The 26,678-nt window shown below is 70.4% G+C and carries 22 protein-coding genes; 14 read left to right on the plus strand and 8 right to left on the minus strand.

Annotation, left to right across the window (positions count from 1 at the left end):
- Window positions 1-8: 8 nt before the first annotated feature.
- Complete coding sequence (locus ALI22I_RS29490; protein WP_077009288.1) at window positions 9-836, minus strand: ATP-grasp domain-containing protein; 828 nt, start codon at window positions 834-836, stop codon at window positions 9-11.
- A gap of 140 nt (window positions 837-976) precedes the next feature.
- Between ALI22I_RS29490 and ALI22I_RS29495 the strand changes: the two genes are divergently transcribed.
- From ALI22I_RS29495 to ALI22I_RS29510, 4 genes are all read left to right on the plus strand, one after another.
- Window positions 977-1,615: a phosphatase PAP2 family protein gene (locus tag ALI22I_RS29495; RefSeq protein ID WP_083752103.1), complete on the plus strand. Its 639-nt coding sequence runs from the start codon at window positions 977-979 to the stop codon at window positions 1,613-1,615.
- A gap of 233 nt (window positions 1,616-1,848) precedes the next feature.
- A complete protein-coding gene (locus ALI22I_RS54830; protein ID WP_083752104.1) occupies window positions 1,849-3,300 on the plus strand; it encodes a sensor histidine kinase in 1,452 nt (483 codons plus the stop codon).
- Between the two features lie 14 nt (window positions 3,301-3,314).
- Window positions 3,315-3,968 (plus strand): response regulator transcription factor, encoded by a 654-nt coding sequence (locus ALI22I_RS29505; RefSeq protein WP_077008824.1) that lies wholly within the window; start codon window positions 3,315-3,317, stop codon window positions 3,966-3,968.
- 117 nt (window positions 3,969-4,085) lie between these two features.
- The gene (locus tag ALI22I_RS29510; RefSeq protein ID WP_077008825.1) at window positions 4,086-4,457 is read left to right on the plus strand and encodes a DUF4345 domain-containing protein; all 372 of its coding nucleotides are present in this window, start codon (window positions 4,086-4,088) and stop codon (window positions 4,455-4,457) included.
- Here the strand turns inward: ALI22I_RS29510 and ALI22I_RS29515 are convergent.
- A complete protein-coding gene (locus ALI22I_RS29515) occupies window positions 4,408-4,881 on the minus strand; it encodes a winged helix-turn-helix transcriptional regulator (RefSeq protein ID WP_077008826.1) in 474 nt (157 codons plus the stop codon). The two genes, ALI22I_RS29510 and ALI22I_RS29515, sit on opposite strands and share 50 nt — an antisense overlap.
- A gap of 261 nt (window positions 4,882-5,142) precedes the next feature.
- Complete coding sequence (locus ALI22I_RS29520) at window positions 5,143-6,321, minus strand: AI-2E family transporter (RefSeq protein WP_077008827.1); 1,179 nt, start codon at window positions 6,319-6,321, stop codon at window positions 5,143-5,145.
- A 211-nt stretch (window positions 6,322-6,532) separates the two neighbouring features.
- Here ALI22I_RS29520 and ALI22I_RS29525 point away from each other — a divergent pair, with 211 nt between their 5' ends.
- On the plus strand, window positions 6,533-9,172 hold the full coding sequence (locus ALI22I_RS29525; RefSeq protein ID WP_077008828.1) for a glycoside hydrolase family 97 catalytic domain-containing protein: 2,640 nt from the start codon (window positions 6,533-6,535) through the stop codon (window positions 9,170-9,172).
- 192 nt (window positions 9,173-9,364) lie between these two features.
- On the opposite strand, the gene ALI22I_RS29530 is transcribed toward ALI22I_RS29525, so the two are convergent.
- The gene (locus ALI22I_RS29530; protein WP_077008829.1) at window positions 9,365-9,970 is read right to left on the minus strand and encodes a maltokinase N-terminal cap-like domain-containing protein; all 606 of its coding nucleotides are present in this window, start codon (window positions 9,968-9,970) and stop codon (window positions 9,365-9,367) included.
- A gap of 387 nt (window positions 9,971-10,357) precedes the next feature.
- Here ALI22I_RS29530 and ALI22I_RS53990 point away from each other — a divergent pair, with 387 nt between their 5' ends.
- The gene (locus tag ALI22I_RS53990; RefSeq protein ID WP_077008830.1) at window positions 10,358-10,708 is read left to right on the plus strand and encodes a hypothetical protein; all 351 of its coding nucleotides are present in this window, start codon (window positions 10,358-10,360) and stop codon (window positions 10,706-10,708) included.
- A 294-nt stretch (window positions 10,709-11,002) separates the two neighbouring features.
- Here the strand turns inward: ALI22I_RS53990 and ALI22I_RS51295 are convergent, their stop codons facing one another.
- Together ALI22I_RS51295 and ALI22I_RS54835 are read right to left on the minus strand one after the other, a co-directional pair.
- Window positions 11,003-11,143, minus strand: coding sequence for a hypothetical protein (locus ALI22I_RS51295; protein ID WP_179118409.1), 141 nt, complete (start codon window positions 11,141-11,143; stop codon window positions 11,003-11,005).
- 398 nt (window positions 11,144-11,541) lie between these two features.
- The gene (locus tag ALI22I_RS54835) at window positions 11,542-11,664 is read right to left on the minus strand and encodes a hypothetical protein (RefSeq protein ID WP_274523003.1); all 123 of its coding nucleotides are present in this window, start codon (window positions 11,662-11,664) and stop codon (window positions 11,542-11,544) included.
- 182 nt (window positions 11,665-11,846) lie between these two features.
- Between ALI22I_RS54835 and ALI22I_RS29540 the strand changes: the two genes are divergently transcribed.
- Entirely contained in the window at window positions 11,847-12,806 is a 960-nt protein-coding gene (locus ALI22I_RS29540) for a glutathione S-transferase family protein (RefSeq protein ID WP_238598690.1), read from the plus strand.
- On the opposite strand, the gene ALI22I_RS29545 is transcribed toward ALI22I_RS29540, so the two are convergent.
- Complete coding sequence (locus ALI22I_RS29545) at window positions 12,803-13,861, minus strand: LacI family DNA-binding transcriptional regulator (RefSeq protein WP_077008832.1); 1,059 nt, start codon at window positions 13,859-13,861, stop codon at window positions 12,803-12,805. The genes ALI22I_RS29540 and ALI22I_RS29545 overlap by 4 nt on opposite strands.
- Window positions 13,862-14,169: 308 nt before the next feature.
- Between ALI22I_RS29545 and ALI22I_RS29550 the strand changes: the two genes are divergently transcribed.
- From ALI22I_RS29550 to ALI22I_RS29580, 7 genes are all read left to right on the plus strand, one after another.
- Entirely contained in the window at window positions 14,170-16,563 is a 2,394-nt protein-coding gene (locus ALI22I_RS29550) for a glycoside hydrolase family 3 N-terminal domain-containing protein (RefSeq protein ID WP_083752107.1), read from the plus strand.
- Window positions 16,560-17,549, plus strand: coding sequence for an ABC transporter permease (locus ALI22I_RS29555; protein ID WP_083752108.1), 990 nt, complete (start codon window positions 16,560-16,562; stop codon window positions 17,547-17,549). Before ALI22I_RS29550 ends, ALI22I_RS29555 begins: the two co-directional genes overlap by 4 nt.
- Window positions 17,546-18,481: a carbohydrate ABC transporter permease gene (locus ALI22I_RS29560; RefSeq protein ID WP_238598630.1), complete on the plus strand. Its 936-nt coding sequence runs from the start codon at window positions 17,546-17,548 to the stop codon at window positions 18,479-18,481. The genes ALI22I_RS29555 and ALI22I_RS29560 overlap by 4 nt, the downstream gene beginning before the upstream one ends.
- 48 nt (window positions 18,482-18,529) lie before the next feature.
- On the plus strand, window positions 18,530-20,158 hold the full coding sequence (locus ALI22I_RS29565; RefSeq protein WP_077008833.1) for an ABC transporter substrate-binding protein: 1,629 nt from the start codon (window positions 18,530-18,532) through the stop codon (window positions 20,156-20,158).
- Between the two features lie 75 nt (window positions 20,159-20,233).
- A complete protein-coding gene (locus tag ALI22I_RS29570) occupies window positions 20,234-21,778 on the plus strand; it encodes a GH39 family glycosyl hydrolase (RefSeq protein ID WP_238598631.1) in 1,545 nt (514 codons plus the stop codon).
- Window positions 21,775-22,485, plus strand: coding sequence for a DUF624 domain-containing protein (locus ALI22I_RS29575; RefSeq protein ID WP_238598632.1), 711 nt, complete (start codon window positions 21,775-21,777; stop codon window positions 22,483-22,485). Before ALI22I_RS29570 ends, ALI22I_RS29575 begins: the two co-directional genes overlap by 4 nt.
- Window positions 22,482-24,515 carry a beta-galactosidase gene (locus ALI22I_RS29580; RefSeq protein ID WP_077008834.1) on the plus strand — a complete coding sequence of 678 codons (2,034 nt, stop codon included), beginning with the start codon at window positions 22,482-22,484 and terminating at the stop codon, window positions 24,513-24,515. The genes ALI22I_RS29575 and ALI22I_RS29580 overlap by 4 nt, the downstream gene beginning before the upstream one ends.
- Before the next feature lie 91 nt (window positions 24,516-24,606).
- Here ALI22I_RS29580 and ALI22I_RS29590 read toward each other — a convergent pair whose 3' ends face one another.
- A complete protein-coding gene (locus ALI22I_RS29590) occupies window positions 24,607-26,637 on the minus strand; it encodes an alpha-glucuronidase (RefSeq protein WP_077008835.1) in 2,031 nt (676 codons plus the stop codon).
- Between the last annotated feature and the right edge of the window lie 41 nt (window positions 26,638-26,678).

The raw sequence follows: 26,678 nt of genomic DNA on the forward strand, positions 1-26,678 counted from the left end.
CCATCGCGCTAACGCAGGATGGCGATCATCGTGTCGGCGGCGGTGGTGCTCGGCCGGTCGCTGACCTGGCCGTCGCCGAGTTCCACCACCCGCCAGACGCCGTCCCCGCGCCGGGCCAGGTCCACGGTGACGAACCGCAGGTGACGCACCAGCGGTCCGACCTCGGCCAGGTCCGGCGCGTCGGGCACCTCGTTCGGGGTGTCCGGGTGGGGGCCGATGAGCGCGCAGGAGCCGTCCACCCACCACGTGCGGACCTCGGTGGAGGTGAACGGTTCGAAGCGGCGCAGCACAAAGCCGCCGGTCGCGTCGTCGTCCCGCAGTTCGGTGAAGCGGCGGGCGACGTTCCAGGCGGCTTCGGCGTCGGCGAGGTCCGGGATGTAGGCGGCCTCGTGCCAGTGGTGCTTCATCGACTTCGTGTAGTCGCGGAGGACGGCGGGGCCTTCGTGCAGGCGTTCGCGGGCGTGCTCGAACCCTGTCCGGTCGAAGCCTTCGGTCCAGACGGACTCCGGGGTGAGGTCCTTGAAGTCGTCGTACCAGCCCGGGAGTTCGTGTGCGCTCCGGTATTGGTCGGCGGTGGTGCGCAGCACGGTACCGCGTTGTCCGAGGGCGTCGGCGAAGGCGGCGTAGTGCTCGGACCGCAGCATCCAGCCCCGGTAGACGGCGTCCTCGGCGGCGGGCACCTTCGCGACCGCGCGGGCCGCTTCGCCGCGGGCGAGGGCGTCGTGGTCGACCACCACGACCCGGTGTCCCGCGTCGCGTGCGGCGGCGGCCTCGGACGCGAAGTGCGCGTCCGGTCGGGTGGGGCGGAGCGGGTCCGCCGGCACCAACAGCATCATGGCCGTCATGGTGATCGGCCGTCAGCGCTATGGCCAGCGGATTTATCCGATCGGCAGGGTGTCACCCTTGTCTTTCGACAAGGGTGACACGTAGCTTCCGGCAGCGGATCACCCGCGGCGATCTTCGTACATTCGGTGCCATGGAAGAACTCGTTGTGGCACAGGAACTGTCAGAGCCATCGGACGCCGCCGTCTCGGTACCGGACGTCCCCGATGTGAGCGCCCGGTGGTACCTGGAGGTAATCGACCTGGCGGCGACGAGCCCGGACTTCGTGCAGTCGTTCACCGCATTCGCGACCGAGGCGGTGCTGGGCGTCTTCGCGGTGCTGTTCGCCGTCGTGTGGTGGCGGGCGCGCCACGGTCCACCCGAGCCTCGCCACCGAGCCTTCGCGGCACCGGTCGTGACCGTACTGGCGTACTTACTGAGCGAGTCCGTGAAGGGCGCCTGGCAAGAGGGCCGCCCGTGTCGTGTGCTGGGCGAGGTAGCGACCATCGTGCCGTGCCCGGAGGTGGGCGACTGGTCGTTCCCCAGCAATCACGCGACCATAGCCGGCGCCGCCGCCGTGGCCATCCTGTGGTCGAGCCGGGCCTTGGGCGCTCTGGCCTTGGCCTTCGCGATCCTGACCGCGGCATCGAGGGTCTTCGTAGGCGTCCACTACCCGCACGACGTCGCCGCAGGCCTCCTGTTGGGCGTGATGGCAGCCGCCCTCCTCCCACTGCTGACCCGCCTGACCACCGCTCTGGCGAGAACGCGCACCCACGCCAGAGCCGTCTCCTGACCCCTGCCCTGCCCTTCCCGCACAACCGCTCGACCACCGGCACGGTCTGGGCGGAGTACCCGACCTCATGCCGGGCGGGGCGGTTACGGTCGCAGGTGGGTGCGGCTGCGGTCCTGTTCGGACTTGCGCCGCTGCCGTCCGTCGATCGACCTAGTGGCGAAAGGATCTGGACCATCCAACCCAGGCCGAGACTGCGCGCACTGCTCCTCTGGTCCGCGACCTCCTTCCCGGTGATGTGGGCGGCGGGCACATCACGGCCGGAGCGTCTTGGGCGGTGGGAGACGGCGGCGTACCTGGTGGTGTTCTTCGGGCTGCTCGCGCTGGTGCGCTACCGGCCGATCACGGCACTCGGGCTGGCGATCGTCACGTGGCAGGTGAGTTTCTTCCTGCACTTCGAGACGGACACGACCATTGCCCTGCTCACGACGGCCGGCGGGATGGCGACGGTGAGTCTGATCGCCGGTCGGAACGCCGACGACGAACGGCGGGGTGTGATGGCGTTGGCCGTCGCGGTGGTCGGAACCGTGGTGGTGGCGGTTGCCGCGGGTGGTGGAGCGGACACCGTTGTCGCGGCGGTGGCGGCGGTCGGTGCGCTGGCCGTGGTGCCGTGGGCGCTCGGGCGGTACCGGCGCGGGTACACCGAGCTCATCGGGGCCGGGTGGGAGCGGGCCGCGTTGATGGAGCGGGACGCGGCGGAGGCGCGGGCGCACGAGCGGGCGCGGCTCGCCGCCGAGATGCACGACCTGGTGGGGCACGAGTTGGCGCACGCGGCGTTGCAGGTCGGGGCGTTGGAGGTCAGCCCGACGCTCCCGCCTGAGCACCGGGACGCGGTGCGTCAGGCACGGGCCGGGGTGACGGCGGCGGCCGAGCGGTTGGCGGATGTGGTGCGGCTGCTGCGTTCCGACTGGGGCACGGCGATCGAATCGGTGGAGGAGGTGGTGGAACGGGCCAGGCAGTCCGGGTTGCGGGTCGAGTTGGAGGTGCGGGGTGCGGTGGCACGTGATCCGGTCATCGCACGGACGATCCACCGGGTCGTCACCGAGGCGATCACCAACGCGATGAAGCACGCGTCGGGTGCGTCGGTGTCGGTCTCCGTCGACCGGTCCGACGGCGGCACCGAGGTGCGGGTGTCCAACGGGCCGGGCGACGCGGCGGTGCCTCGCACGGTCGGCGGCGGGCGTGGGCTGCTGGGGTTGGCCGAGCGGGTGGCGCTGGTGGGCGGGACGTTGACCGTGCGCTGGGTCGAGGACGGCGGGTTCGAGGTGGTCGCCCAAGTCCCGGACCGGCCCGCGTCGGAACGCCCGGTCGACACGTTGACACCGGTCCTGAAGCTGCGGGCGCAGGTGCGGGCCCGGCAGAACGCGCGGCGGACGGTGCGGCTCGCGGTCGGGGTGTCGGCGGTGATCGTGGTCGGCGTGGTCGGGTACCTGGTGTTCGACGCGGCCGCTTCGACGCTCACCCCCGCCCGGTTCGCCGAGTTGCGGGTGGGGCAGTCCGAGGCGGAGGTCGCCGACGTGCTGCCGCCCCGGACCCGGACGGACGACATCAGCGGGCCGGAGCGGTCGACGTGCCGGATCTACAGCACGCACCCGAACCCGTTCGACGAGCGCCGACTGGACCGTTACCGGGTGTGCTTCCGCGACGGCATGCTGGTGGCCAAGGACCTGCTGGCGCGCGACCCGTGAGGCAGGATGCCCGCATGATCAAGGTGGTGCTCGCCGATGACGAAGCGATCGTGCGGGTCGGGGTGCGGGCGGTGTTGGCGGCGGCCGACGACGTGGAGATCGTGGCCGAGGCGGACAACGGTCGGTCGGCGGTGGACCTGGTGTTGCGGCACCGACCGGACGTCGCGGTGCTCGACATCCGGATGCCGGGACTGACCGGGCTCGACGCGGCGGCGGAGATCAAGCGGGTCGGGAGCGGGACGGCGACGCTGATCCTCACCACGTTCGCCGAGGACTCGTACATCACCCGCGCGTTGGGCGAGGGCGCGAGTGGGTTCGTGCTGAAGACCGGTGATCCGCACGAGTTGATCGCCGGGGTGCGGGCGGTGGCGGCCGGGGCCGCGTACCTCTCCCCCTTGGTGGCGCGGCGGGTGGTCGACCACCTGTCGGGCAGCGGGCCGCGATTGCGGGCCGCCGAGCGCGTGGCGGTGTTGACCGAGCGGGAACGGGAGGTGCTGGGACTGGTCGGAGCCGGTCTGTCCAACGGGGAGATCGCGAAACGCATCCACGTCGCGGAGGGGACCGTGAAGGTGTACGTCAGCGCGATCCTCAAACGCCTCGACCTGCGCAACCGGGTCCAGGCCGCCATCGTCGCCTACGAAGCCGGGCTCATCCCGACGGACGTCTGAGCGGACGGCGCGGTGCTGCGGGACACGTCACACCCCGAACCGGCTGCTACCTTCCGACACTGGTCGCCGCGAAACGGCAAGCCGCAACCAACCCGGAGCGGAACAGGCGGTGTCGAGGTGAAGGTCTTCCAGGCGGTTCTGGTGGTGCTCGGGCTGTTCGTCGCGGGCACCGGTTTGATGGACGTCGTGTTCGGGCCGGCCGTGCTGCCCGGAGCCCCGGAGGCCGCGCCGACGCTGGACAGCAATTACCGGTTCTTCGCCGTGATGTGGCTGGCGATCGGCGTGGCGCTGTTGTCCGTGGTGCCCCGCGTCCGCGAAGCCACCACGGTGCTGCAGTTCGTCTGCGCCGCCGTGTTCGTCGGCGGCTTCGCGCGGATCGTGTCGTGGCTGGTCGCCGGGCAGCCGCACGGGTTGATGGTGTTCTTCATCGGCGTCGAACTCATCGTTCCGCCGGTCTTGGTGGTGTGGCAGCGCCGGCTGGCCGCCTGACCACTTTGGACGCGGGCAGCTGCTCCTCGCAGCACTCGCAGACCATCTGCGTGTGCACGGTGCCTCCGCAGCCGACGTGCTCCGCCACGTCCGTCGGTCCGGTCGGCGTCGACCCGTGACGGTTGCCCCACGCCGCGAGCGCCAGGATCACCGGCGTCAGCTCACGGCCCCTGGCGGTGAGCCGGTACTCGTGGCGCGGCGGCCGGTCCTGGTACTGCACCCGCTCCAAGACGCCGTGCTCGACCAGACCGGTGAGGCGGTCGCTGAGCACGTTGCGCGCGATCGGCAGGCAGGTGAGAAAACCGTCGAATCGGGTGACGCCCGCCAGGGCGTCCCGCACGATCAACAGCGTCCACCGCTCACCGACGACCTCCAGTGTGCGAGCGATCGAACAGACCTGGTCGTCGTAAGTGCGTCGGAGCATCCGCGCATGATAACCATGAGTTTCATAAAGAAACCTACTCATCCGGTGATCCGATCGCGGGCCGTCACCGCGCTGTCGCGATCAGCGACAGCGACCGCGACGGGCCCACCGCGACCCCTCCCGCACTGGGAGCGCTTTCATTCGTTCGTGTCGGTCCGGAGCCCGCGGAACAGCCACCACCGGGGCCACCGGACCTGACAAGTCAGCGGGGCCCGACCGCGCTCCCGGCGAACCGGTCGGCGTCCGTCGCCACGCGCCGGCTCACGCGCTGCCCGACGTCCCCGACCCTCCGGGCTCGATCCTGGGCACGGGTTCCGGCTCCGGCTCGTCCGGACGGTCCGGTGCGACGGGGCGCGGGGCGGAGTGCAGGTCGATCACCTCGCCCAGGTACCGCAGCACGACCGCGGCGGTGGCGACCACCGGCACCGCGAGGAACGCGCCCGCGATGCCGTAGAGGGTGCCGCCCGCCGTCACGGCGAGCAGGACGACCGCGGCGTGCAGGCGCAGGCTCCGCGCCTGGAGGACCGGCTGGAGCACGTTCCCCTCCACCTGCTGCACCACCAGCACGACCGCCAGCATGATCACCGCGGCTGTCAGGCCGTTGCTCACCAGCGCCACGAGAACGGCCAAGGCGCCCGCGATGAACGCACCGACGATCGGCACGAAGCCGCCGAGGAACGTCAACGCCGCCAGCGGAACGGCCAGCGGCACGCCCAGCACCACCAGCGCGAGGCCGATCAGCACCGCGTCGACCAGGCTCACGACCGCCTGCGTGCGGATGTAGCCGCCCAGCATGGTCCACACCCGGTCCAGCACGATCACCACGTGCCCGCCGGCGCGCTCGCCGATCACCCCGCGCAGCCACGGCGTGAACCGGGGCCCGTCCTTGACGAACAGGAACGCCAGCAGCAGCGCGAGGATGCCGGTGACGATGCCGGAGGTCACCGTGCCCACGCCGGTGAGCAAGCCGCTCGCGATGGAGCCGACGCTGGACTGCAACTGGTCGGTCGCCTGCTGGAGCATCGAGTCCAACTGGCTGTTGGCGAGGTTCAGCGGCGGACCGGCCAGCCACTCGCCGGCCTGCTGGAGGGCGGTGCTGGCGCGGTTGGCGATATCGGGGACACCGGAGACTATCGACGTCGTGATCAGCGCCAGCACCCCGCCGAGCACGGCCAGTCCGGCGAGCAGCACGATCGTCGCGGCCAACGCGGGCGGCACGCCGCGCGCGCGCAGCCACCTGGCGGGCGGCCACAGCACCGTCGTGATCAGCAGGCCGAGGAAGACCGGCATCACCACGACCCAGAGCTTGCCGATGAGCATCCACAGCAACACGAAGCCGACCGCGACCAGCGCCAAGCGGGTGCTCCAGCGGGCCATCCAGGTCACCGCGTGGCCGATGGCCTGACCGCGATCGGTCCAGCGGCGGTCTCCAGCGCTCACGTCTTCCCATCCCTCCACCGCGGCGCGTCCTGCGGCCGCCTGTGCGGCAGCCTGCCAGAGCCGGCCGCGGTAATCGTGTCGCCCCACCCCGTGTCAAGCCCCGCACCAGGACAAAACCTGTCCGGTCGATGACCTTGACCCGTCGCTCGACCGGCACTGAGGATGGTGGTCCAAACCATTCGAGCGCATCCGGCTCCGGGAGTTGACAACGATGTCATCGCTTCGCCGCGTCATCACAGGGCGGTTCGTGGTGCTGTCCGCAGTCTTGTGCGCAGCCCTGGCGACCGTGTTACCCACGCCGGCGGTGGCGGCGCCCGGACAGTGGCTGATCACCGCACCGGGCACCACGTCGGCGGCCGCCCAGGTGACCCTCGACCCCGCCACCGGCGGCCTGACGTTCGGCGTCTCCCTGCACGGTCGCACGGTGCTCGCGCCGTCGCCGATCGGGCTGCTCACGACCGACGCCGACCTGACCAAGGGCCTGCGGGCAGTCGGCCGCACGGACCGGGTCGTCACCGAGCGGTACACGATGACGACCGGCAAGCGGCTGAACCGGTACGCCCGCATGACCGAGACCACGCTGACGTTCGAAGGCGCGGGCAAGCGGCTCGACCTGGTGGTCCGTGCCGCACCGGACGGCGTGGCCTACCGGTACGCCGTGCCCGGCCCGGTCACGGTGACCGGCGAGGCGTCGTCGTTCAAGCTGCCATCGGACGTCCCGGCCTGGCTGCTGCCCTACAACGCCTGGTACGAGGCGAACCGCGTGCGCACCACGGCGGCCGGCGCGGCGGAAGGCGACTTCGGTTACCCGTCGTTGTTCCAGGTCGGCGAGGACTACGCCTTGCTCACCGAGTCCGATGTGGACGGCCGGTACGCGGGGAGCAAGCTGCGGCACGCCGCCGGCTCCACCGACTACCGGGTGGCACTCGCGGACGAGCGGATCACCTCGGCGGACGGTCTGCGCACGCCGTGGCGCACCGCGATCGTGGGCGACCTGGCGACGGTCAGCCAGTCCACCCTGGTGGACGACCTCGCGTCACCCGCCCGGTTCACCGACACGTCGTGGGTGCGGCCCGGCAAGGTCGCGTGGTCGTGGCTGAGCGAGCACTCCAGCCCCGGGAACTTCGAGCGGCAGAAGCAGTACGTGGACTTCGCCGCCCGCAACGGCTGGCAGTACGTGCTGGTCGACGAGGGGTGGCAGGAGGCGTGGGTGCCGGAGCTGATCCGGTACGCCCGCGTCAAGGGCGTCGAAGTGCTGCTGTGGTTCCGCTGGTCCGATCTCGACACGCAGGTCGAGCGCGACTCCGTGCTGCCCAAGGTGGCGCGCTGGGGTGCGCGCGGCGTGAAGCTGGACTTCATGGAGTCCGACTCCCAGGCCCGCTACCAGTGGTACGACGCGGTCCTCGCGAAGACCGCCGAGCTGCGGCTGATGGTGAACTTCCACGGCTCGACCATCCCGCACGGCCTGGCCCGGACGTGGCCGCACGTCCTGACGATGGAGGCGGTGCGCGGCGCGGAGAACTTCCCGTCCGCGGCGAACAACCCGGTGCAGTTCTTCGCCCGCAACGTGGTCGGGTCGATGGACTACACGCCGGTGTCGCTGGAGGTCGGCACGAAAGAGGCGTCGGTCGGGCACGAGGTCGCGCTGCCGGTGCTCTACGAGTCGGGGTGGACCCACTTCGCCGACAAGCCCGAGGCCTATGAGCGGTTCCCGGAGGCGTTGCGCTACCTGAACCAGGTGCCGACGGTGTGGGACGAGACCCGGCTGGTGGACGGTGCCCCGTCGGATCACGCGGTGGTGGCGCGCCGTTCCGGCGACCGCTGGTTCGTCGGCGCGGTGGCGGCCGGCGATCCGCGCACGCTGCGGGCGCCGTTGGGCTTCCTGGGCGGTGGCCGATGGCTGGTCGAGGTGGTGCGTGACGGCGAGGGCCGGGTCGACGTGCGACGCGACAGCCGGATCATGCGGTCGTCGGATGCCTTGGAGGTCGCGGTTCCGCGCAACGGCGGGTTCGCCGCGGTGATCTGCCCGTACCGGCCCGGTCTGCTGACGTGCGACCGGCCGATCGTCCCGGTGCCGGCGACCACGCTCACCGTGACGCCGACGGATCTCGTGGACGCGGCGAAGGGGTCGGCGTTCGAGGTCACCGGCAGCTTCACGCCCTCCGCCACGGTCGATAACGTCGTGCTGACGGCAGCCGCGCCGGCGGGCTGGACGGTGACCGGCGCCCCTGTCGAGAGGCGCACGCTGCGGGCGGGCGAGACCATCAACGGCCGGTGGACCGTGCGGGTTGGCGATGACAGCCCGGTCGGCACGGTCGACGTGCCGGTCTTCGCGGAGTTCCGCACGCCGGGACACCCTCGCGTCCACGTGGAGAAGGCCGTCCGCGCCTTCGTGCCACCGCCTGTGCCCGCCGGCAGCCCCCATGTGAGCGATTTGCCGTTCATGAGCGAGAGCAACGGCTGGGGCCCGGTCGAACGGGACCAGTCGAACGGCGAGACCTCCCGCGGTGACGGCAACCCGCTCACCATCGGCGGAGTCGTGTACGCCAAGGGCATCGGCGTGCACGCGCCGTTCGAACTGTCGGTCTACCTCGGCCGCGAGTGCGCGACGTTGACCGCGGTGATCGGCTTGGACGACGAGACCACGTCACCGGGTTCGGTCGTGTTCCAGGTCTTCGGCGACGACCGGCCGCTGTACGACAGCGGTGTGCTGCACGGCACCGACCCGGCCCGGTCGATCTCGGTGGACACCACCGGTGTCCGGATGCTCAGCCTCCGGGTGACCGACGGCGGCGACGACCGCAACTTCGACCACGCCGACTGGGCCGACGCCCGGTTGACCTGCGCGTGAGAAGGGCGTCGAGGATGCGGATCAACCGGAGGCAGTTGCTGCGCGCGGTGGGCGTCGGCCGTGCGCTCGCCCTGTCGCCCCAGCTCGCCCTGTCGCCACGCCAGCCCCGGCCCCGGCCCAGACGGATGTCCTGTCCGGAGCAACCTTGCGGGGTCCGGACCTACTTTGCGGCACCAGTTGCGGTGTTCGGGGCTAGGTTGCGGGACCCTGGATGACCGCCTTGACGAGGGTGAGGCATCCGCTGATCGCGGACGTGTCCGGCCCGTCGGGGTACCAGATCCCCGTCACCAGCCCGACGGTGTCCGGTCCAGAGTCGGGAGTCCCAGGCTTCGGTACGCGCACCAACTCCACTCGCACCTCGTTCGCCAACGGTCCCGACGCGAGCCACTCGCCCCGCGCCAGAGCCGGACCCACGCCCTTGCGGTTGCTCGACTCGGAAACACCCCCGGTGCGGACCATGTCCAGTACGCACTCGCGCCATACCGGGTCGGCCTCGCCGTCGTAGATCCACCGGGTGCCCAGCACGCTGTGCTCCGCAGTGGCGACCAGTGCGCCTGGCCCTGCCTCCACGAGGGGAGCACCCCGGTAGGTCATCGGGACCTGGTACAGCACGGCCCCGTCCGACACCAGGTGCGTCTCGACGCCGACCTCACCCGCAGGGTCCTCGAAGCGGAAGAACCCGACCGGCGCCAGGACCGGCACCCCCGTGCCCTGGTACCACGGCTGCCGCGCCACCCAGGGCGCCAGAAACTCGCGGAAACCCGGCGTCAGCGTCGCGCCCGCATGGATCTTCACCACAGGACAACACGCTACCCAGCCAACACGGCGCCCGCAGCCGTCCTGGGCAACGCGGTCCTGCTGACCAGGGGGCACCTACGACGCGAACAGCACAGGTGTGGCGAAGTCGGTGCTGCACGCCCACCGTCGACACCATCCGGCACTTCGCCGCGAGCAACGTGCTGCCGGGCGGCTCGGAGTGGGGCAAGACCCTGTTCTGGGACACCACGCTCCAGTCGTACTTCGTCCTCGCCGCGCGCCTGCTCTGGGCGGACCTCGACCCGGCGACGCGGACCGCCGTGGACACCATCGCCCGTGGCCAGGCCGCGTACACCGCCGCGCTCGGCACGGGCAACGACCCGAGGTCCGGCGACTGGACGCCGAACGGCCTCTCGGGCGGCCACCGCGGTGACACCAAGCTGCGACACCAAGCTGGCGGAGATGGGCGTCTACGCGCAGGCGCTCGCACCGGGGTTGGCGTCGGCGGCCGACGACCCGGACGCCGACGCGTGGCGGGAGGCGGGCGCGTGGCGGGAGGCGTTCGGTCGGTGGAGCCGCAACGAAGCTGGGCTGCCCGCCGCCGGCTTGGCCAACCCGTCGGCGGTGGACGGTGCGGCGGTGTCGGCCAACACCGCGGCGAATCTCTACGACACGTTCATCACGTCCATCGTCGAGAACCACGGCTCGTACGGCTGGTTGCTCGGGCTTCCTCTTCGTTTCAACCGACGTTTCAATGAAAAAATAACAGCGTTTCCGTAGGTCGTTGGGCGATGTTCACTCGATTGTGTCGCGGATGATCATGGTGGCCGTGCCGGAGATTAGCGGCCGTTGGCGGGTGCCGCCAGTTGAACGCGCAGGTCACGTCAGTGCGTCAGGTCGCGCGCCCACCGGTGCACCGACTCGCGAAGTTCTCCGGTGGGCGAAGTACGAGCCGGAGGCACGGGCCGAGTTGGCGATCAGCTACCTGCTGCACGAGTGGCGCACCCGCACCGGTCCGGCCGTGACGCCGGTGTCTGCGGAGGAGTTCTTCTCGCGGACGGCGGCGACCACGGATTACGGCGTCGAACCCGGCCTGGTGGCGCACCAGTCGACCCACGCCTGGGCGGGCACGGTGACCAAGGCCGGGTTCACGAAGTTCGCCTGGCAGCCGTCGCACGACGACTGGCTGTTCGTGATCAGCGGGACGACGCCCATGCTGTTGCCTTCGACGTCGTTGGCCGGGCGCGCACGTGACGCTGGCCGGCGCGCCGTCCGGCCCGGTGGCACGGCTGGTGGTGGGTGCCGACGGCGGCCGGGTGCCGATCACACTGCCCGCACGTGTGCGCCGGGACATCACCATGCCGGACACGCCCATACCCGCTCGACGACCTGGCGCTCGACCGGACGACCTTCCCCACCTCTCCCCCGCCGCCCGGCATGTCCGACCCGTCCGCCGCCGTCGACGACAACCCGTACACCGCGTGGACACCGGGGCCGGCGGGGTCGGATGGTGGTGGACCTCGGCACGGCACACCACGTCGGACACGTCGAACTGACGTGGACGGCAGGCCGGTCCCCGATTGCACCATCACGACGAGCACCGACGGCCGCACCTACGGACCGCCGGTGACCGCATCCCGCCACCACTGGGCCCGCGTCGCCCTCGACACCACCACCAGGTACATCGCGGTGACGACTCCTGGCTGACGCCCACGCCAGGCCGCGCTGACCAGCATCTCGGTGCACCCCGCGTGACAGCGGAAGAGCAGCGCACATCGCACCGGGGGCCGTTGGAGGACGTAGGCTCACGAAGGTGAGTGAGACTTCAACATCTGTCGAGAACGGCGGGAATCCCGAGCACGACCGGGGTGGGACGTATTCGGTCAAGGGCAAGGAGTTCACCCGCGACACGCGGTACATCACCACGCGGGTCACGGCCGACGGGCGGGACGGGTTCGCGGTCGAGCCGGGGCGGTACCGGCTGGTGGCGGCGCGGGCCTGCCCCTGGGCCAACCGGGCGATCATCGTGCGCCGGCTGCTGGGGTTGGAGGACGTGCTCTCACTGGGGCTGCCCGGACCGACCCACGACGCGCGGTCGTGGACGTTCGACCTCGATCCGGACGGGCGTGATCCGGTGCTGGGCATCGAGCGCCTCCAGGACGCGTACTTCAAGCGCGACCCCGACTACCCGCGTGGCATCACGGTGCCGGCCGTCGTGGACACCACGACCGGCGCGGTGGTGACGAACGACTTCGCGCAGATCACCCTGGACCTGTCCACCGAGTGGCGGGAGCACCACCGGGACGGCGCGCCGGACCTGCTGCCCGACGCGCACCGCGACGAGATCGAGGCGGTCAACCGGCGGGTGTTCACCGAGGTCAACAACGGTGTGTACCGGTGCGGCTTCGCGGGCTCGCAGGAGGCGTACGAGGACGCGTACGCGCGCCTGTGGACCGCGCTCGACTGGCTCGAAGACCGGCTGGGCGACCAGCGCTACCTCGTCGGCGACACGATCACCGAGGCCGACGTCCGCCTGTTCACCACCCTGGTCCGCTTCGACCCGGTCTACCACGGCCACTTCAAGTGCAACCGGAACAAGCTGTCCGAGATGCCGGTCCTGTGGGCCTACGCCCGCGACCTGTTCCAGACGCCCGGATTCGGTGACACGGTCGACTTCCGGCAGATCAAAGAGCACTACTACATCGTCCACAAGGACATCAACCCCAGCGGGATCGTGCCCGTCGGGCCGGACCTGTCCGGGTGGGTCACCCCGCACGGGCGGGAGGCGCTGGGCGGGCGGCCGTTCGGCGACGGCACGCCGCCCGGTCCCGTCCGCGAGGGCGAACGGGTGGACCCGGCACACACGCCGCTGCGCTAGAGCTGCCGCGGCGGGCAGGTGCTCTCCCGCACGACGAGTTCGGTGGCGAGGTCTATGCGCTCGTTCGGCGGGCGGTCGCCGCGGGCCAGGCTGAACACCATCTGCGCCGCCGTGGTCGCCATCTCGCGCAGCGGTTGGCGCACGGTGGTCAGTTGCGGCCCTATCCACTCGGTGACCGACAGGTCGTCGTAGCCGACGATGGACAGGTCGTCCGGAATGGACAGTCCGAGCTCGCGGGCCGCCCGCATGACGCCCAGGGCCTGGAAGTCGGAGCCGGCGAAGATGGCGGTGGGTCGGTCGGGTCGGTCGAGCAGGTCCAGGCCGTGCCGGTACCCGCCCTTGACGTAGAAATCGCCGTACCGCACGAGATCCGGGTTCACGATGATGTCCGCGTCCTCCAGCGCGCTGCGGTAGCCGTCCACCCTGGCACGGCTGCACAGCATGGTCGTGGGCCCGGAGATGACCGCGATCCGGCGGTGTCCGAGCGCCAGCAGGTGCCGGGTGGCGGCCAGGCCGCCGGCCCAGTTCGCCGATCCCACGGTCGGCACGCCGGGCGGCGGCTCGCCGGCGGTGTCCACGAACACGAACGGGATGTTGCGCGTGGTGAGCTGACGGCGCTGCTCGGTGTCCAACCCGGCCAGCACGAGGATGACGCCGAGCGGTCGGCGGGCCAACAGGTCGTCGAACCACTCCCGGCGCGGCCGGTGTTCGCCGCCCAGTTCGGACAGCACGACGGCGGCGCGCTCGTTCGCGGCGGCCAGTTCGACCCCGCGGATGATCTCGGTCGACCACGCCGAGTGCATCTCGTGGAAGACGAGGTCGATGAGCGCGGGCCGGGACGACTGGCGTGCCCGTCGTCGTCGATACCGGTGCTGCTCGATGATGCTCTCGACCCGTGCGCGGGTGTCCGCGGCGACGTCCGGCCGTCCGTTGAGGACCTTCGAGACGGTCGGGATGGACACGCCCGCCTCGGCCGCGATGGACGAGATCGACGCCGCGCCCTTCACGGTCTTCTCCGGCACGGCGCCCGCATCCGGCTCCGTCGACGAACTCATGCTGCCCCCTGTTCGCGCCGCTGCCCGCACGCCGCATGCCGGACTAAAGTTTCGATAGTCGAGCGTAAATGTTCGACCTTCGGATCACCAGCATGCCAGCCCCCAGGGTGACTGTTCCTCACAATCGGTCCAGTAACGCAGCGGAGTCCGGACCGACGCCGCGTCGATGAACTGGGAAGACATCTGACAGCTACGGGCTGTTGACGTAGTGCTGCGATGCCCCTACGGTCTCCCCACCGGATCGGCATGTCGGAAGTTACATCGATAGTTTCGGTCTTCACGAGGACGTGAGCGGGGGTGCCTGGTCGATGACGAACAGGACGACGGACGCCGTGGCGGCGCCGGCAGGCGACGCCGATCGGACTACCGCCGGCCGGATAGGCGCTGCTTGGCAGGACGTCGGCCTGCCGGTGGCCGAACGGGTCGAAGCACTCGTCGCCGCGATGACGTTGGACGAGAAGCTGGCCCAACTCGTCGGCGTCTGGGTCGGCGCTGACCCCTCCGGCGCGGGCGTCGCTCCGCACCAGAACGACATGACCGGCGACCCGGTGATCTGGGCGGACGTCATCGCGTCCGGCCTCGGCCAGCTCACCCGCCCGTTCGGCACCAAGCCGGTCGACCCGGTGGCCGGCGCCCGTTCGCTGGCCGCGTCGCAGCAGCAGGTGGCCGCCGCCAACCGGTTCGGCATCCCGGCGCTCGTGCACGAGGAATGCCTCACCGGTTTCGCCGCGTGGCAGGCCACCGCCTACCCCGCGCCGCTGGCGTGGGGCGCGTCGTTCGACCCCGCGCTGGTGGCCGAGATGTCCGGCCTGATCGGCGGCTCGATGCGCGCGGCCGGCGTGCACCAGGGGTTGGCGCCGGTCCTGGACGTCACGCGCGACTACCGCTGGGGCCGCACCGAGGAGACGATCGGCGAAGACCCGTACCTGGTCGGCACCGTGGGCACGGCCTACGTGCGCGGCCTGGAGGAGTCCGGGATCGTCGCCACGCTCAAGCACTTCGCCGGCTACTCGGCCTCACGGGCCGGGCGCAACCTCGCCCCGGTGGCCATCGGCCCGCGCGAGTTCGCCGACGTGGTGCTGCCGCCGTTCGAGATGGCCATCCGCGACGGCCGGGTCCGGTCGGTCATGCAGTCCTACACCGAGATCGACGGGCTGCCGTCCGCCGCCGACGCCGGGCTGCTCACCACGCTGCTGCGCGACACCTGGGGCTTCGACGGCACCGTCGTCGCCGACTACTTCGCGGTCAAGTTCCTGGAGACCCTGCACGGGGTGGCCCGGGACGAGGAGCACGCCGCCGCGCTGGCCCTGGCCGCCGGCGTGGACGTGGAACTGCCGACCGTGCGGTGCTACGGCGGGCCGCTGCTGGAGGCGGTCAAGCGCGGCGACGTGGACGAGGCCCTGGTCGACCGCGCGTTGCGGCGCGTGCTGCGGCAGAAGATCGAACTCGGTCTGCTCGACCCGGACTGGTCGGCCCTGCCGGAGAGCCTGGAGGACCTGCGGCTGGACTCGCCGCACGCGCGGGAAGTCGCGCTGCGCCTGGCGCAGGAGTCCGTGGTGCTGCTGGCCAACGACGGTGTGCTGCCGCTGCGGCCCGGCCTCCGGCTGGCCGTGGTCGGTCCGCTCGCGGACGATCCGATGGCGATGCTCGGCTGCTACTCGTTCCCCGCGCACATCGGCGTGCACCACCCGGACGTGCCGCTGGGCCTGGAGATGCCGACCGTGCTCTCCGCACTGCGCGGCGCGGTGGGCGGCACCATCATCCACGCCCGGGGCTGCGAGATCATGACCGGGACCGACCCGGAGGACATCGCCGCGGCAGTGGCCGCCGCGGCGGAAGCGGACGTCTGCGTCGTCGCCGTCGGCGACCTGGCGGGCTTGTTCGGGCGCGGTACGTCGGGCGAGGGGTGCGACGCGACCGAACTCGTGCTGCCCGGGGCGCAGGCGGACCTGGTCCGCGCGGTCCAGGCCACCGGCACGCCGGTCGTGCTGCTGCTGATCACCGGGCGGCCGTACGCGATCGGCGAGCTGGCCGACGGCGCGGCGGCGGTCGTGCAGGCCTTCTTCCCCGGCCAGCTCGGCGGCCGGGCCATCGCCGACGTGCTGACCGGCGCGGTCTCGCCGTCGGGCCGGCTGCCGGTCGGCATCCCGGCCGACCCTTCCGGCCAGCCCGGCACGTACCTGTCGGCGCCGCTCGGCCGGCGCAGCGGCGTGTCGAACATCGATCCGACGCCGGTGTTCCCGTTCGGCCACGGCCTGGGCTACGACACGTTCACCTGGTCGTCCGCGCGCGTGGTGTCGGCCGACCCGTGGACCACGGACGGCGAGGTCGAGCTCGAACTCGACGTGCGCAACCCCGGCACCCGGCCCGGCGCCGACGTGGTGCAGCTCTACCTGCACGACCCTGTCGCACAGGTCACCCGGCCCGTGGTGCGGCTCGTCGGCTACGCGCGGGTCCCGCTGGACGGCGGCGCGTCGGCGCGCGTCACGTTCCGCGTCCCGGCCGACGTCACGTCGTTCACCGGTCTGGACGGACGCCGCGTGGTGGAACCGGGCGCGGTGCAGCTGCGCGTGTCCCGGTCCAGCGCGGACGTGCACGAAGCCGTGGACCTGGAGCTCGTGGGTCCGCTGCGCGAAGTCGACCACACGCGGCGTTGGCTCACCGCCGTGTCGGTCACCCCCGAGGAGGTGGAACCGGCATGACCACCCAGATCCGCGAACCGGCGGCCGAAGCCGCCCCGAACCGATCGAAGAAGATCCCGAAGAACCCGAAGCCGCCCCGGTACAAGAACACGTGGCGCAAGGCGTGGAAACGCGACTGGCAGCTCTACACCCTGGTCATCGTCCCGCTGCTGTTCTTCCTCGTCTTCCGCTACCTGCCGATGCTCGGCAACGTCATCGCGTTCCGCCGCTTCGTGCCGGGCGGCAGCATCTACGGCGAGTCGTGGGTCGGCCTGCGCTACGTGAAGCTGTTCATCAGCGACCCGAACTTCTGGGAGGTGTTCGGCAACACGCTCGCTCTGGGCGCGCTGACCCTGCTGTTCTGCTTCCCGTTGCCGATCGTGCTGGCCCTGCTGCTCAACGAGATCCGCTCGCGTTACTTCAAGCGGTTCGTGCAGACGGTGTCCTACCTGCCGCACTTCCTGTCCATCGTGATCGTCGCCGGCATGGTCATGCAGCTGACCTCGCTGGAGGGCACGGTGAACCAGATCGTCGGCGCGTTCGGCGGCGACAAGATCTCGTTCATCCAGGAGCCGGGCTGGTTCCGCACGATCTACGTCTCCTCCGAGGTGTGGCAGACCGTCGGCTGGGGCACGATCCTCTACCTCGCGGCGTTGACCACGATCGACTCGCAGCTCTACGAGGCGGCCCGGATCGACGGCGCCAACCGCTGGCAGCAGACCTGGCACGTGACGCTGCCGGGCATCCGCCCGACCATGATCACGCTGCTGATCCTCAACATCGGCACGTTCATGGCGGTCGGCTTCGAGAAGGTCCTGCTGCTCTACAACCCGCTTACCTACCCGACCGCGGACGTCGTCTCGACCTACCTATACCGGGTCGGCCTGGTGTCCAACAACTTCAGCTACGCCGCGGCGATCGGCCTGTTCGAGTCGATCATCGGCCTGGCGCTGGTCCTGTCCGCTAACGCGATCTCGCGTCGAACAGTGGGGACGAGCCTGTGGTGACCACCGACCCGACGCAGCTCATGGAGCGGATGGCCAAGCCCGCCGCGCCCCGCCGCACGTCGCTCGACGACTCGCGCGGCTACCGGATCTTCCGGGTCGTCAACGTGGTCGTGCTGCTCGGCGTGGTCGCGGTGACGCTGTACCCGTTCGTCAACATCGTCGCGCAATCGTTCAGCAGCGAGCTCTACATCCGCACCGGCCAGGTGAACCTGTGGCCGCGCGGGTTCAACCTGGACACCTACAAGCTCGTCGCGGCCGACCCGGTGTTCTGGAACAGCTACCTCAACACCGTGATCTACACGGTGACCGCCACCGCGATCTCGATCGTGCTCACCACGATCTACGCGTACGTGCTGTCGAAGCACCGGCTCAAGGGCCGCAACCTGCTCATCGGCATCGCGGTGTTCACCATGTTCTTCAACGGCGGCCTGATCCCGAACTACGTGCTGGTGAACGGTCTCGGGATGACCAACACGATCTGGGCGATCGTGCTGCCGAACGCGATCAGCGTGTTCAACCTGCTGGTGATGAAGGCGTTCTTCGAGAGCCTGCCGGCGGAGCTGGAGGAGGCCGCCGCGATCGACGGCCTGAACACCTACGGCATCCTGCTCAAGATCGTGCTGCCGCTGTCGAAGGCAGTGCTGGCCACGATGATCCTGTTCTACGCGGTGGCGAACTGGAACTCGTGGTTCCAGGCGTTCATCTACCTCGACCGGTCCGAGCTGTTCCCGGTGACCGTGTACCTGCGCAACATGATCGCCGGCGCCTCCTCCGTGACAGCGGTCGGCGCGGTGGAGTCCAACGCGCTGGCGATCTCCGCCAACATCAAGGCCGTGACGATGGTGCTCACAGTCCTGCCCATCGTCGTGGTCTACCCGTTCATCCAGCGCTATTTCGTGTCGGGCGTGATGCTCGGCGCGGTCAAGCAGTAGCGCGCCCCTCCGAGTTGACGACGGTGTCACACACCTGAGGAGAGCACGATGCGAACGAAATGGAAGCGCACGCTTCTGACTCTCGTGGCCGGCAGCCTCGTGGTCGGCACGGCGGCGTGCAGCGACGACAGCACGGGCGCGGGCGGCGTCGACCTCGAAGGCAAGAAGGTCGCCGCGATGGCCGACTACAAGGCGGGTGACCAGTTCAAGGCCACCGAGCCGCTGGACGTCAGCCTGCTCTACCTCGACCAGGCCCACTACCCGTTGAAGAACGACTGGCTGCTGTGGTCGGAGATCACCAGCCGGACCAACGTCAAGATCCAGCCGACGGTCGTGCCCTACAGCGACTACGACCAGAAGCGCGGCCTGGTGATCAGCTCGGGCAACGCGCCGACGATCATCTCCAAGACCTACCCGGGTCAGGAGGAGCCGTTCGTCTCGTCCGGCGCGATCCTCCCCGTGAGCGACTACCTCGACCTGATGCCGCACTTCAAGGAGAAGATCGAGAAGTGGAAGCTCCAGCCGGAGCTGAACACGCTGCGCCAGGCGGACGGCAAGTTCTACCTGCTGCCCGGCGTGCACGAGGCCGTGTGGCAGGACTACACGCTGGCGTTCCGCACCGATGAGCTGACCCGCCTCGGCCTGTCCGCGCCGAAGAACTGGGACGAGGTCTACACCGTCCTCAAGGCGATCAAGGCCGCGCACCCGGACAGCTACCCGCTCTCCGACCGCTTCGAGGGCAAGGCCATCCTGAACTACGCCGGCCAGACCTTCGGCACCCAGGCCGGGTGGGGCTACGTCAAGAACACGACCTGGAACGAGTCCGGGCAGAAGTTCGACTTCACCGGTGTGACGCCCGAGTACAAGCAGCTCATCGAGTACTTCCGCAAGCTCGTCGCGGAAGGGCTGATGGACCCGGAGAGCTTCACCCAGAAGGACGACGCGGCGATCCAGAAGTTCGCCAGCGGCAAGTCGTTCGCGATCAGCAGCAACGCGCAGACCATCATCAACGACTACCGCCCCAACCTCGGCAACATCCCCGGCGCGACCGTCGCCAAGATCCCCCTGCCGGCCGGGCCCAAGGGTGACGTGATCCGCGGCCAGCGCACGGAGAACGGCATCATGATCTCGGCGAAGGCGGTCGAGAGCGACAAGTTCGTGGCGACGATGCAGTTCATCGACTGGCTCTGGTACTCCGACAAGGGCCAGGAGTTCGCCAAGTGGGGCGTGGAGGGGACGACGTTCGAGAAGGACGCCTCCGGCAAGCGGAAGCTCAAGCCGGAGGTGGCGTTCGGCGGGATGAACGTCGGCGCTGCCAAGAACCTCCAGCGTGACTTCGGCTTCTCCGGTGGCGTCTTCGCCTACGGCGGCCCCACCGAACTGCTCCAGTCGACGTTCACCGAGGAAGAAATCGCCTTCCAGAAGACGATGGCCAACAAGAAGGTGCTCCCGCTGGCCCCGCCGGCGCCGTTCGACGAGCTGGAGCGCGAGCGGGCCACGCTCTGGGAGACCCCGCTGAAGGACTTCGTCCTGCAGTCGACGCTCCAGTTCATCCTCGGCAGCCGTGACATGTCCACTTGGGACGCCTACGTCAAGGAGTTGGACGCCAAGGGCATGACCGAGTACATGGAGCTCGTTAACAGCGCTTACAAGCGGTACAAGGAGAAGAACGGCTGAGTTGTCCCGGGCCCGGTCGCGGTTGACGCGACCGGGCCCGGACCCGTTGTCCTGCACCACGTTCCAGGAGTGCCAGTGTCGTTCGCGAGTTCACGCCCCATCGTCGTCCCCGGCGTGCCGATCGGCCGCCTGTCCGAGTCGTGGCGCCACTGCGTGGGCACCGGGCGGCTCAACCTCGCGCTGCGCGCCGACTACCAGGAGTCCCTGGCCCGCGTGCAGCGCGACATCGGTTTCCGCTACATCCGCGGCCACGGGCTGTTGTCCGACGACATGGGCGTGCACCGGCTTTCGGAGGGCATCACCCGGTACTCGTTCACGTACGTGGACCAGGTGTTCGACCGGTTCCTGGAGCTGGGCATCCGGCCGTTCGTGGAGCTGGGGTTCATGCCGACCGCGCTCGCCTCGGGTGACGACACGGTGTTCTGGTGGAAGGGCAACATCACCCCGCCGAAGGACTGGGACGAGTGGGCCGCGCTGGTCCGCGCCGTGGTCCGGCACCTGGTGGACCGCTACGGCGTGGACGAAGTGCGCACCTGGCCGATCGAGGTGTGGAACGAGCCGAACCTCGTCAACTTCTGGAAGGACGCCGACCAGGAGGCGTACTTCCGCCTGTACGAGACGACCGCGCGGACCGTCAAGGACGTGGACGCCGGGCTCCAGGTCGGCGGTCCGGCGATCTCGCCCGGCTCGGACCAGTGGTGGGAGCCGTTCGCCGAGTTCGTCACCCGCCGCGACGTGCCGATCGACTTCGTCAGCAGGCACGCCTACTCGTCCGGTCCGGCGCAGCACGTGCCGTTCGGCACCTACCAGGCGCTCGGCGCGCCGGAGACGCTGCTGGACCAGTTCGACGCGCCGCGCAAGCACCTGGCGGGCACCGCGCTGGCCGGGCTGCCGGTGCACATCACCGAGTACAACAGCTCCTACCGGCCGGACAACCCGATCCACGACACGGCCTACCACGCGGCCTACCTGGCGCCGGTGCTGACCGGCGGGACGGAGTTGGTCGACTCGTACTCCTACTGGACGTTCTGTGACGTGTTCGAGGAGGACAACGTGCCGACTTCGTTGTTCCACGGCGGTTTCGGCCTGCTCACGCACCGGCAGGTGCCGAAGCCGACCTACCACCTCTACACGTTCATGGCCCGGATGGGGTCGCACGTGCTGGCGCGTGGGGACGACCACCTGGTGTGCGCCTTCGATGACGGCCGGGTGACCGTGCTGGCCTGGCAGCCGGTCGGCGGCACCGACGGGCCTGCTGCCTCTGAGCGGCACGACGTGCGGCTGTCGGTCCCGATGACCGGTCCGCGTGCGTTCGTGCGGCGGGAGCGGGTCAACGAGCACGACGGCAACGCGTTCGGCGCGTGGCGTGAACTGGGTCGGCCGCGCTCCCCTGACCAGCGGACGATCGAGGTGCTGCGCGACTGCGCCCGCCCGGCCGTGGAGCACCGGTCGCAGGTGGTTTCCGATGGGCGGCTCGTGCTCGACCTGGCGTTGTCGCGGCACGAGGTCACGTTCGTCGAGCTGACCCCGGTGCACGAGGAGGAGCACGTCGGGTTGGACGACCGGCGGCTGCTCGGGGTGTCCGACGACCGGCTCGTCGCACCGCACGAGCGGACGTGACCACCGTGGCCGAACGTCGAGGCGATCGTCGGGGTGATCCCGCAGCCGAGATCGGCGCCGGCGTCCTGTCGCGCGTCGCGTCCGTCGTGTACTGGTTCGTGGTCATCGAGGCGCTGCTGGTGCTGACGACTGCTCCGGGGCTCGTCGCGCTGGTGTTCCTGGCCGGGGATGCGGGCAACGCGCCGTTGATCGGGCTGTGCTTCGCGCCGGTGGGTCCGGCGCTGTCCGCGGCCATCTTCGCCTGGCGGGTGTTCCTGAACGACCGGGACCTCTCCCCCGCCCGGCACTTCTGGCGCGGCTACCGGCTCAACTGGCTCGATGTGCTGCGCTGGTGGCTGCCCGCGCTGGCGGTGCTCACCGTCATCGGGTTCTCGCTGGCGAACCTGGGTCTGGCGGGTGTGCCCGCCGGATACGGTCTGGTGCTGATCGTGATCGCGGTGGCGGTGCTGGTGTGGTCGGCCCAGGCACTCGTGCTGTCGTCCACGCTGGCATTGCGCACGCGCGACACCGCGCGGCTGGCGTCCTACTACCTGGGCGCCCGACCGGCGAGCGCGCTCGGTTTGTTGTCGCTGCTCGTGGCGGCCGGCGGGCTCGTCGTGCTCACGTCGGACTGGGTGCTCGCGCTGCTCGCCTCCCCGTTCACCCTCGCACTCCTGCGCAACGCCGACCCTGTCCTGCGCGACGCGACCGAGAGGTTCACGGCATGACCAGCCAGATCGGTTACGGGGGCGACTACAACCCCGAGCAGTGGCCCCAGGAGGTCTGGAACCAGGACTACGCCGCGTTCTCGTTGGCGGGTATCGACACGGTGACGCTCGGCGTGTTCGCGTGGGCGCACCTCCAGCCCGCGGAGGACCGGTACGACTTCTCGCGGTTGGACGCGATCGTGGAGCGGGCGACAGCCGAGGGGATGCGGATCGTGCTGGCCACGCCGAGTGGCGCGATGCCGCCGTGGCTGGCGCACAAGTACCCGGAGGCGTGCCGGGTGGACTTCGAGGGGCGTCGGCACGTCTACGGGCAGCGGCACAACGCGTGTCCGTCGTCGCCCGATTTCCGCCGGCTCTCGGTCGACCTGGCGGGGCGGCTGGCCGAGCGGTACGGGGACAACCCGGCGATCGTGGCGTGGCACGTCGGCAACGAGTACGGCGGCGCGTGCTGGTGCCCGCGGTGCGGTGAGGCGTTCCGCGACTGGTTGGGCAAGCGCTACGGCGACCTCGACCGGCTCAACGACGCGTGGAACACCACGTTCTGGTCGCACATCTTCACCGACTGGGCGGAGATCCAGCCGCCGAACGCGTTGTCCGAGCACTGGCGGGGGCCCAACCACACCGCGTTCCAGGGCATCACGTTGGACTACAAGCGGTTCATGTCCGACGCGCTGTTGGGCGGGTTCGTGGCGGAGAAGGCGGCGATCCGCCGGCACTCGCCGCACGCGCCCGTGACCACCAACATGATGGGCCTGTACCAGCCGATCGACTACCACCGGTGGGCGCCGCACCTGGACTTCGCGTCGTGGGACAACTACCCGCCGGCGGACCCGTCGGCCTCCCGCACGGCCGCGCGGATGGCGTTGGCGCACGGGTTGATGCGCGGGTTGCGCGACGGCGAACCGTTCTGGGTCATGGAGCAGACGCCGTCGGTCACCGCGAGCCGGGACGTCAACCCGGTCAAGCGGCCCGGCGTGTTGCGGTTGTGGTCGTGGCAGTCCGTGGCGCACGGCGCGGACGCCGTCCTGTACTTCCAGATGCGCCAGTCGCGCGGCGCGTGCGAGAAGTACCACGGCGCGGTACTCGACCACGCGGGCCGCACGGACACCCGACTGTTCCGGGAGGTGGCCGAGGTGGGCGGCGAGTTCGCCCAGGTCGGTGACGCGCTGCTCGGCGGTCGCACGCCCGCACGGGTCGCGCTGCTGATCGACTGGGACAGCTGGTGGGCCGTCGAGATGTCCGACGGTCCCAACCGCAACGTCGGCTACATGGCGGAGCTGACGGCGTACCACCGGGCTCTGTGGCAGGCGAACGCGCAGCTGGACGTCGTACCGGTGACGGCGGATCTCTCCGGTTACGACGTGGTCGTGGCCCCGTTGCTGCACATGGTGAAGGGCGACCTCGCGGACCGGGTGACGGCGCTGGTCGAGCGCGGCGGCACGTTCGTGACCACGGCCCTGTCCGGCCGGGTGGACGAGGACGACAACGCGTTCCTGACCGACGTGCCGGGGCCGTTCGCCTCACTGCTCGGGTTGCGGGTGGAGGAGACCGACGCCCAGGCGCCCGAGGTGGTGAACCCGGTGGCGCTCGGCTCGGAGGTGCACGAGGCGCGGCACGTGTTCGAGGTGATCATCCCCGAGGCCGGTCCGACCGGACCGGCGGCGGAGGTACGCGGCACTTACGGCGCCGACTTCTACGCCGGGACGCCGGCCGTCACCAGGTCGGTGCGCGGGAGCGGGAGTGCCTGGTACGTCGGCACGCTGCTCGACGACGCGGGTGTGGCGGCGGTCGTGCGCGAGGCGCTGGACGAGCACGGCCTCGTGGGACCGCTCGCCGACGTGCCGGATGTCGAGGTCGCCGAACGCGTCACACCGGACGGCGTGCGACACCTGTTCGTGCTCAACCACGGCGAAGCCCGGACCGTAGCCGCGCCGGCGGACGGCACGGACTTGTTGAGCGGACGAGACCTGCACCTCGGCGACGAGCTTGATCTCCCACCCACGGCGGTCCTGGTGCTCCGCTGTCGGTAATCTCGCCACGGTCGCCGGGCCTGCGGGTTCGGCCGCCGTGGCTCGGTGCGCATTCGACTGTTAATCGAAGGGTTACTGGTTCGAGTCGGCGTCAGTGGATCAGGCGACCGTGGGCGTCCGGCACGCCGGACTTGCGCCAGAAGTACGTGTTCACCTGATCACGCCACTCCGCCGCACACCGCAACTGCTCCTTCAACAGCCCGGCGACCCGGCCGAACACCTCGGGCGGCACGCTGCCCTCCAGCCGCGCCCATGTCCCGACCATGCGGGACACCTCCTCCGGGCCGGCGAAGTGGGTGTCGTAGATGTGCTGGATCACCGTGGTGCCCGAGTGCAGGACGTGGTCGTACGGGACGTGGTGGAAGAACAGCAGCAGTTCGTCCGGGCACGTCCCGGTCGATTCGTACAGGTCACGCCACGGCGCCGGGTACTGGCCGGTGAAGCCGGTCCCTGTCGCGCGCGTGCGGTCCACGCCCACGCCGTCGCGGTCGGCGAAGTGGTAGGTGCCCCACGGCGAGTACTCGTAGCCGTCGACGTCCGGGCCGTAGTGGTGGCCCGGGCGCACCATGAAACCGACGCCCAACGGGGCCGTGTAGCGCTCGTAGGTGAGCCACGAGCCGTCCATCAGCTCGTGCAAAGGCGCGCGCACGGCGGGGTCGGGGAAGGTGAGGCTGATCCACTCGTCCAGCACCGCCGCCGGCTCCAGGCGGTCGTCCCACGCCAGCCGGCCGAAGCCGAACAGGTTGGCCTGTGCCAAGGGGTGTCCGGTCCAGAACGCGTCGTCGCCGACGTTCGACACCGCGACCACACCACCTGCCGGCGCGTCGGCGCGGCCGCCGGCGATGTCGGCCACGGTCGGCTCGTCGTCGCCCCACGGCTGGAAGCCGAGCATTTCGCGCCACTGCGGCACGAGGTGGCACACGTGCTTCTGCTGCCCGGTGTACTCCTGCGTGACCTGCAACTCGACCGCGAGGCGGGTGCGGGGCATGGCGGCGATCACCGGGGAGACCGGTTCGCGCACCTGGAAGTCCACCGGGCCGGCCTTCACCTGCACCACGACGTTCGGGTCGAACGCGCCGTCGAGCGGGGCGAAGTTGTCGTACGCGGCACGGGCGCGGTCGGTGCTGCGGTCGCGCCAGTCCTGGCGGTGGTTGTAGACGAACGCACGCCAGAACACCGTGCCGCCGAACGGTGCGAGTGCGCGGGCCAGCACGTTCGCCCCGTCGGCGTGGTCACGGCCGTAGGCGAACGGACCCGGCTGGCCCTCGGAATCCGCCTTGACGACGTACCCACCGAAGTCCGGGATCGCCGCGTACACCTCGGCCGTGGTGCGCGCCCACCAGTCCCGCACCGCCGGGTCGAGCGGGTCGGAGGTGAGCAGGCCGCCGAGGGTGATCGGCGCGGCGAAGCTCACCGACAGGTGCACCCTGATGCCGTGCGGGCGGAACACCTCGGCCAGCCGCACGACGTCCGGCAGCAGGTCGGTGAGCAGGCGGGCCTCGGTGCGGTGCACGTTGACGTTGTTGAGCGCCACCCGGTTGACGCCGATCGAGCCGAGCAGCCGCGCGTAGGCGCGGGCACGGGTCAGGTCGGCGCGCACCGCGCCGTCGGCGTAGAAGATCGAATCGCCCGCGTACCCGCGTTCGACCTGGCCCATCACCGGGTGCACGTCCACGTTGTCCCAGTGGTCGAGCATCCGGACGGGCTGCCGGGGCGCGTGCAGCTGCGGCTTCAGGGCGTCGGTGAACGCCGCCTCGCCCCGCCGGACCACGTGGTGGAAGCCGTAGAGCAGACCCACGCCGTCGACGGCGTGGACCATGGTGGTCGTCCCGGTGCGTGCCAGCAAAAACGCCTCGGGATCGGCCTCCCCGTCGTCCGGCGCGCACACCAGCTCCAGGTCCGCCGGGCCGTGGTCGACCAGCGCACCGCCGTGCTCGGCGACGGCCGCCTCGACCTCACCGCGCACGGTGGCGACCACCAGACCGTCACCGACGACCCGGACCCGCCGTGAACCGACCGCCCGCAGCGCGGAGGCGGGCAGCCACGCCGGGTGCACGCCCGCCTGCAACGGCACGACCGGTGTCCGGTCTTCGAGGACTTCCGGTGACGTCGCGCCGACCATGGCGTGGCCCCTTCCGATTCGGGCTCGGTCACACCAACCTA

The sequence above is a fragment of the Saccharothrix sp. ALI-22-I genome (genome assembly GCF_001984175.1).
GTDB lineage: Bacteria > Actinomycetota > Actinomycetes > Mycobacteriales > Pseudonocardiaceae > Actinosynnema.

Coding starts and splice junctions, on each gene's coding strand:
- ALI22I_RS29490 (WP_077009288.1), bottom strand. CDS start 836: ATGATGCTGTTGGTGCCGGCGGACCCGCTCCGCCCCACCCGACCGGAC.
- ALI22I_RS29495 (WP_083752103.1), top strand. CDS start 977: ATGGAAGAACTCGTTGTGGCACAGGAACTGTCAGAGCCATCGGACGCC.
- ALI22I_RS54830 (WP_083752104.1), top strand. CDS start 1,849: ATGTGGGCGGCGGGCACATCACGGCCGGAGCGTCTTGGGCGGTGGGAG.
- ALI22I_RS29505 (WP_077008824.1), top strand. CDS start 3,315: ATGATCAAGGTGGTGCTCGCCGATGACGAAGCGATCGTGCGGGTCGGG.
- ALI22I_RS29515 (WP_077008826.1), bottom strand. CDS start 4,881: ATGCTCCGACGCACTTACGACGACCAGGTCTGTTCGATCGCTCGCACA.
- ALI22I_RS29525 (WP_077008828.1), top strand. CDS start 6,533: ATGTCATCGCTTCGCCGCGTCATCACAGGGCGGTTCGTGGTGCTGTCC.
- ALI22I_RS51295 (WP_179118409.1), bottom strand. CDS start 11,143: ATGGGCGTCGTCCCGCTGATCACGAACAGCCAGTCGTCGTGCGACGGC.
- ALI22I_RS54835 (WP_274523003.1), bottom strand. CDS start 11,664: ATGCTGGTCAGCGCGGCCTGGCGTGGGCGTCAGCCAGGAGTCGTCACC.
- ALI22I_RS29545 (WP_077008832.1), bottom strand. CDS start 13,861: ATGAGTTCGTCGACGGAGCCGGATGCGGGCGCCGTGCCGGAGAAGACC.
- ALI22I_RS29550 (WP_083752107.1), top strand. CDS start 14,170: ATGACGAACAGGACGACGGACGCCGTGGCGGCGCCGGCAGGCGACGCC.
- ALI22I_RS29555 (WP_083752108.1), top strand. CDS start 16,560: ATGACCACCCAGATCCGCGAACCGGCGGCCGAAGCCGCCCCGAACCGA.
- ALI22I_RS29565 (WP_077008833.1), top strand. CDS start 18,530: ATGCGAACGAAATGGAAGCGCACGCTTCTGACTCTCGTGGCCGGCAGC.
- ALI22I_RS29580 (WP_077008834.1), top strand. CDS start 22,482: ATGACCAGCCAGATCGGTTACGGGGGCGACTACAACCCCGAGCAGTGG.
- ALI22I_RS29590 (WP_077008835.1), bottom strand. CDS start 26,637: ATGGTCGGCGCGACGTCACCGGAAGTCCTCGAAGACCGGACACCGGTC.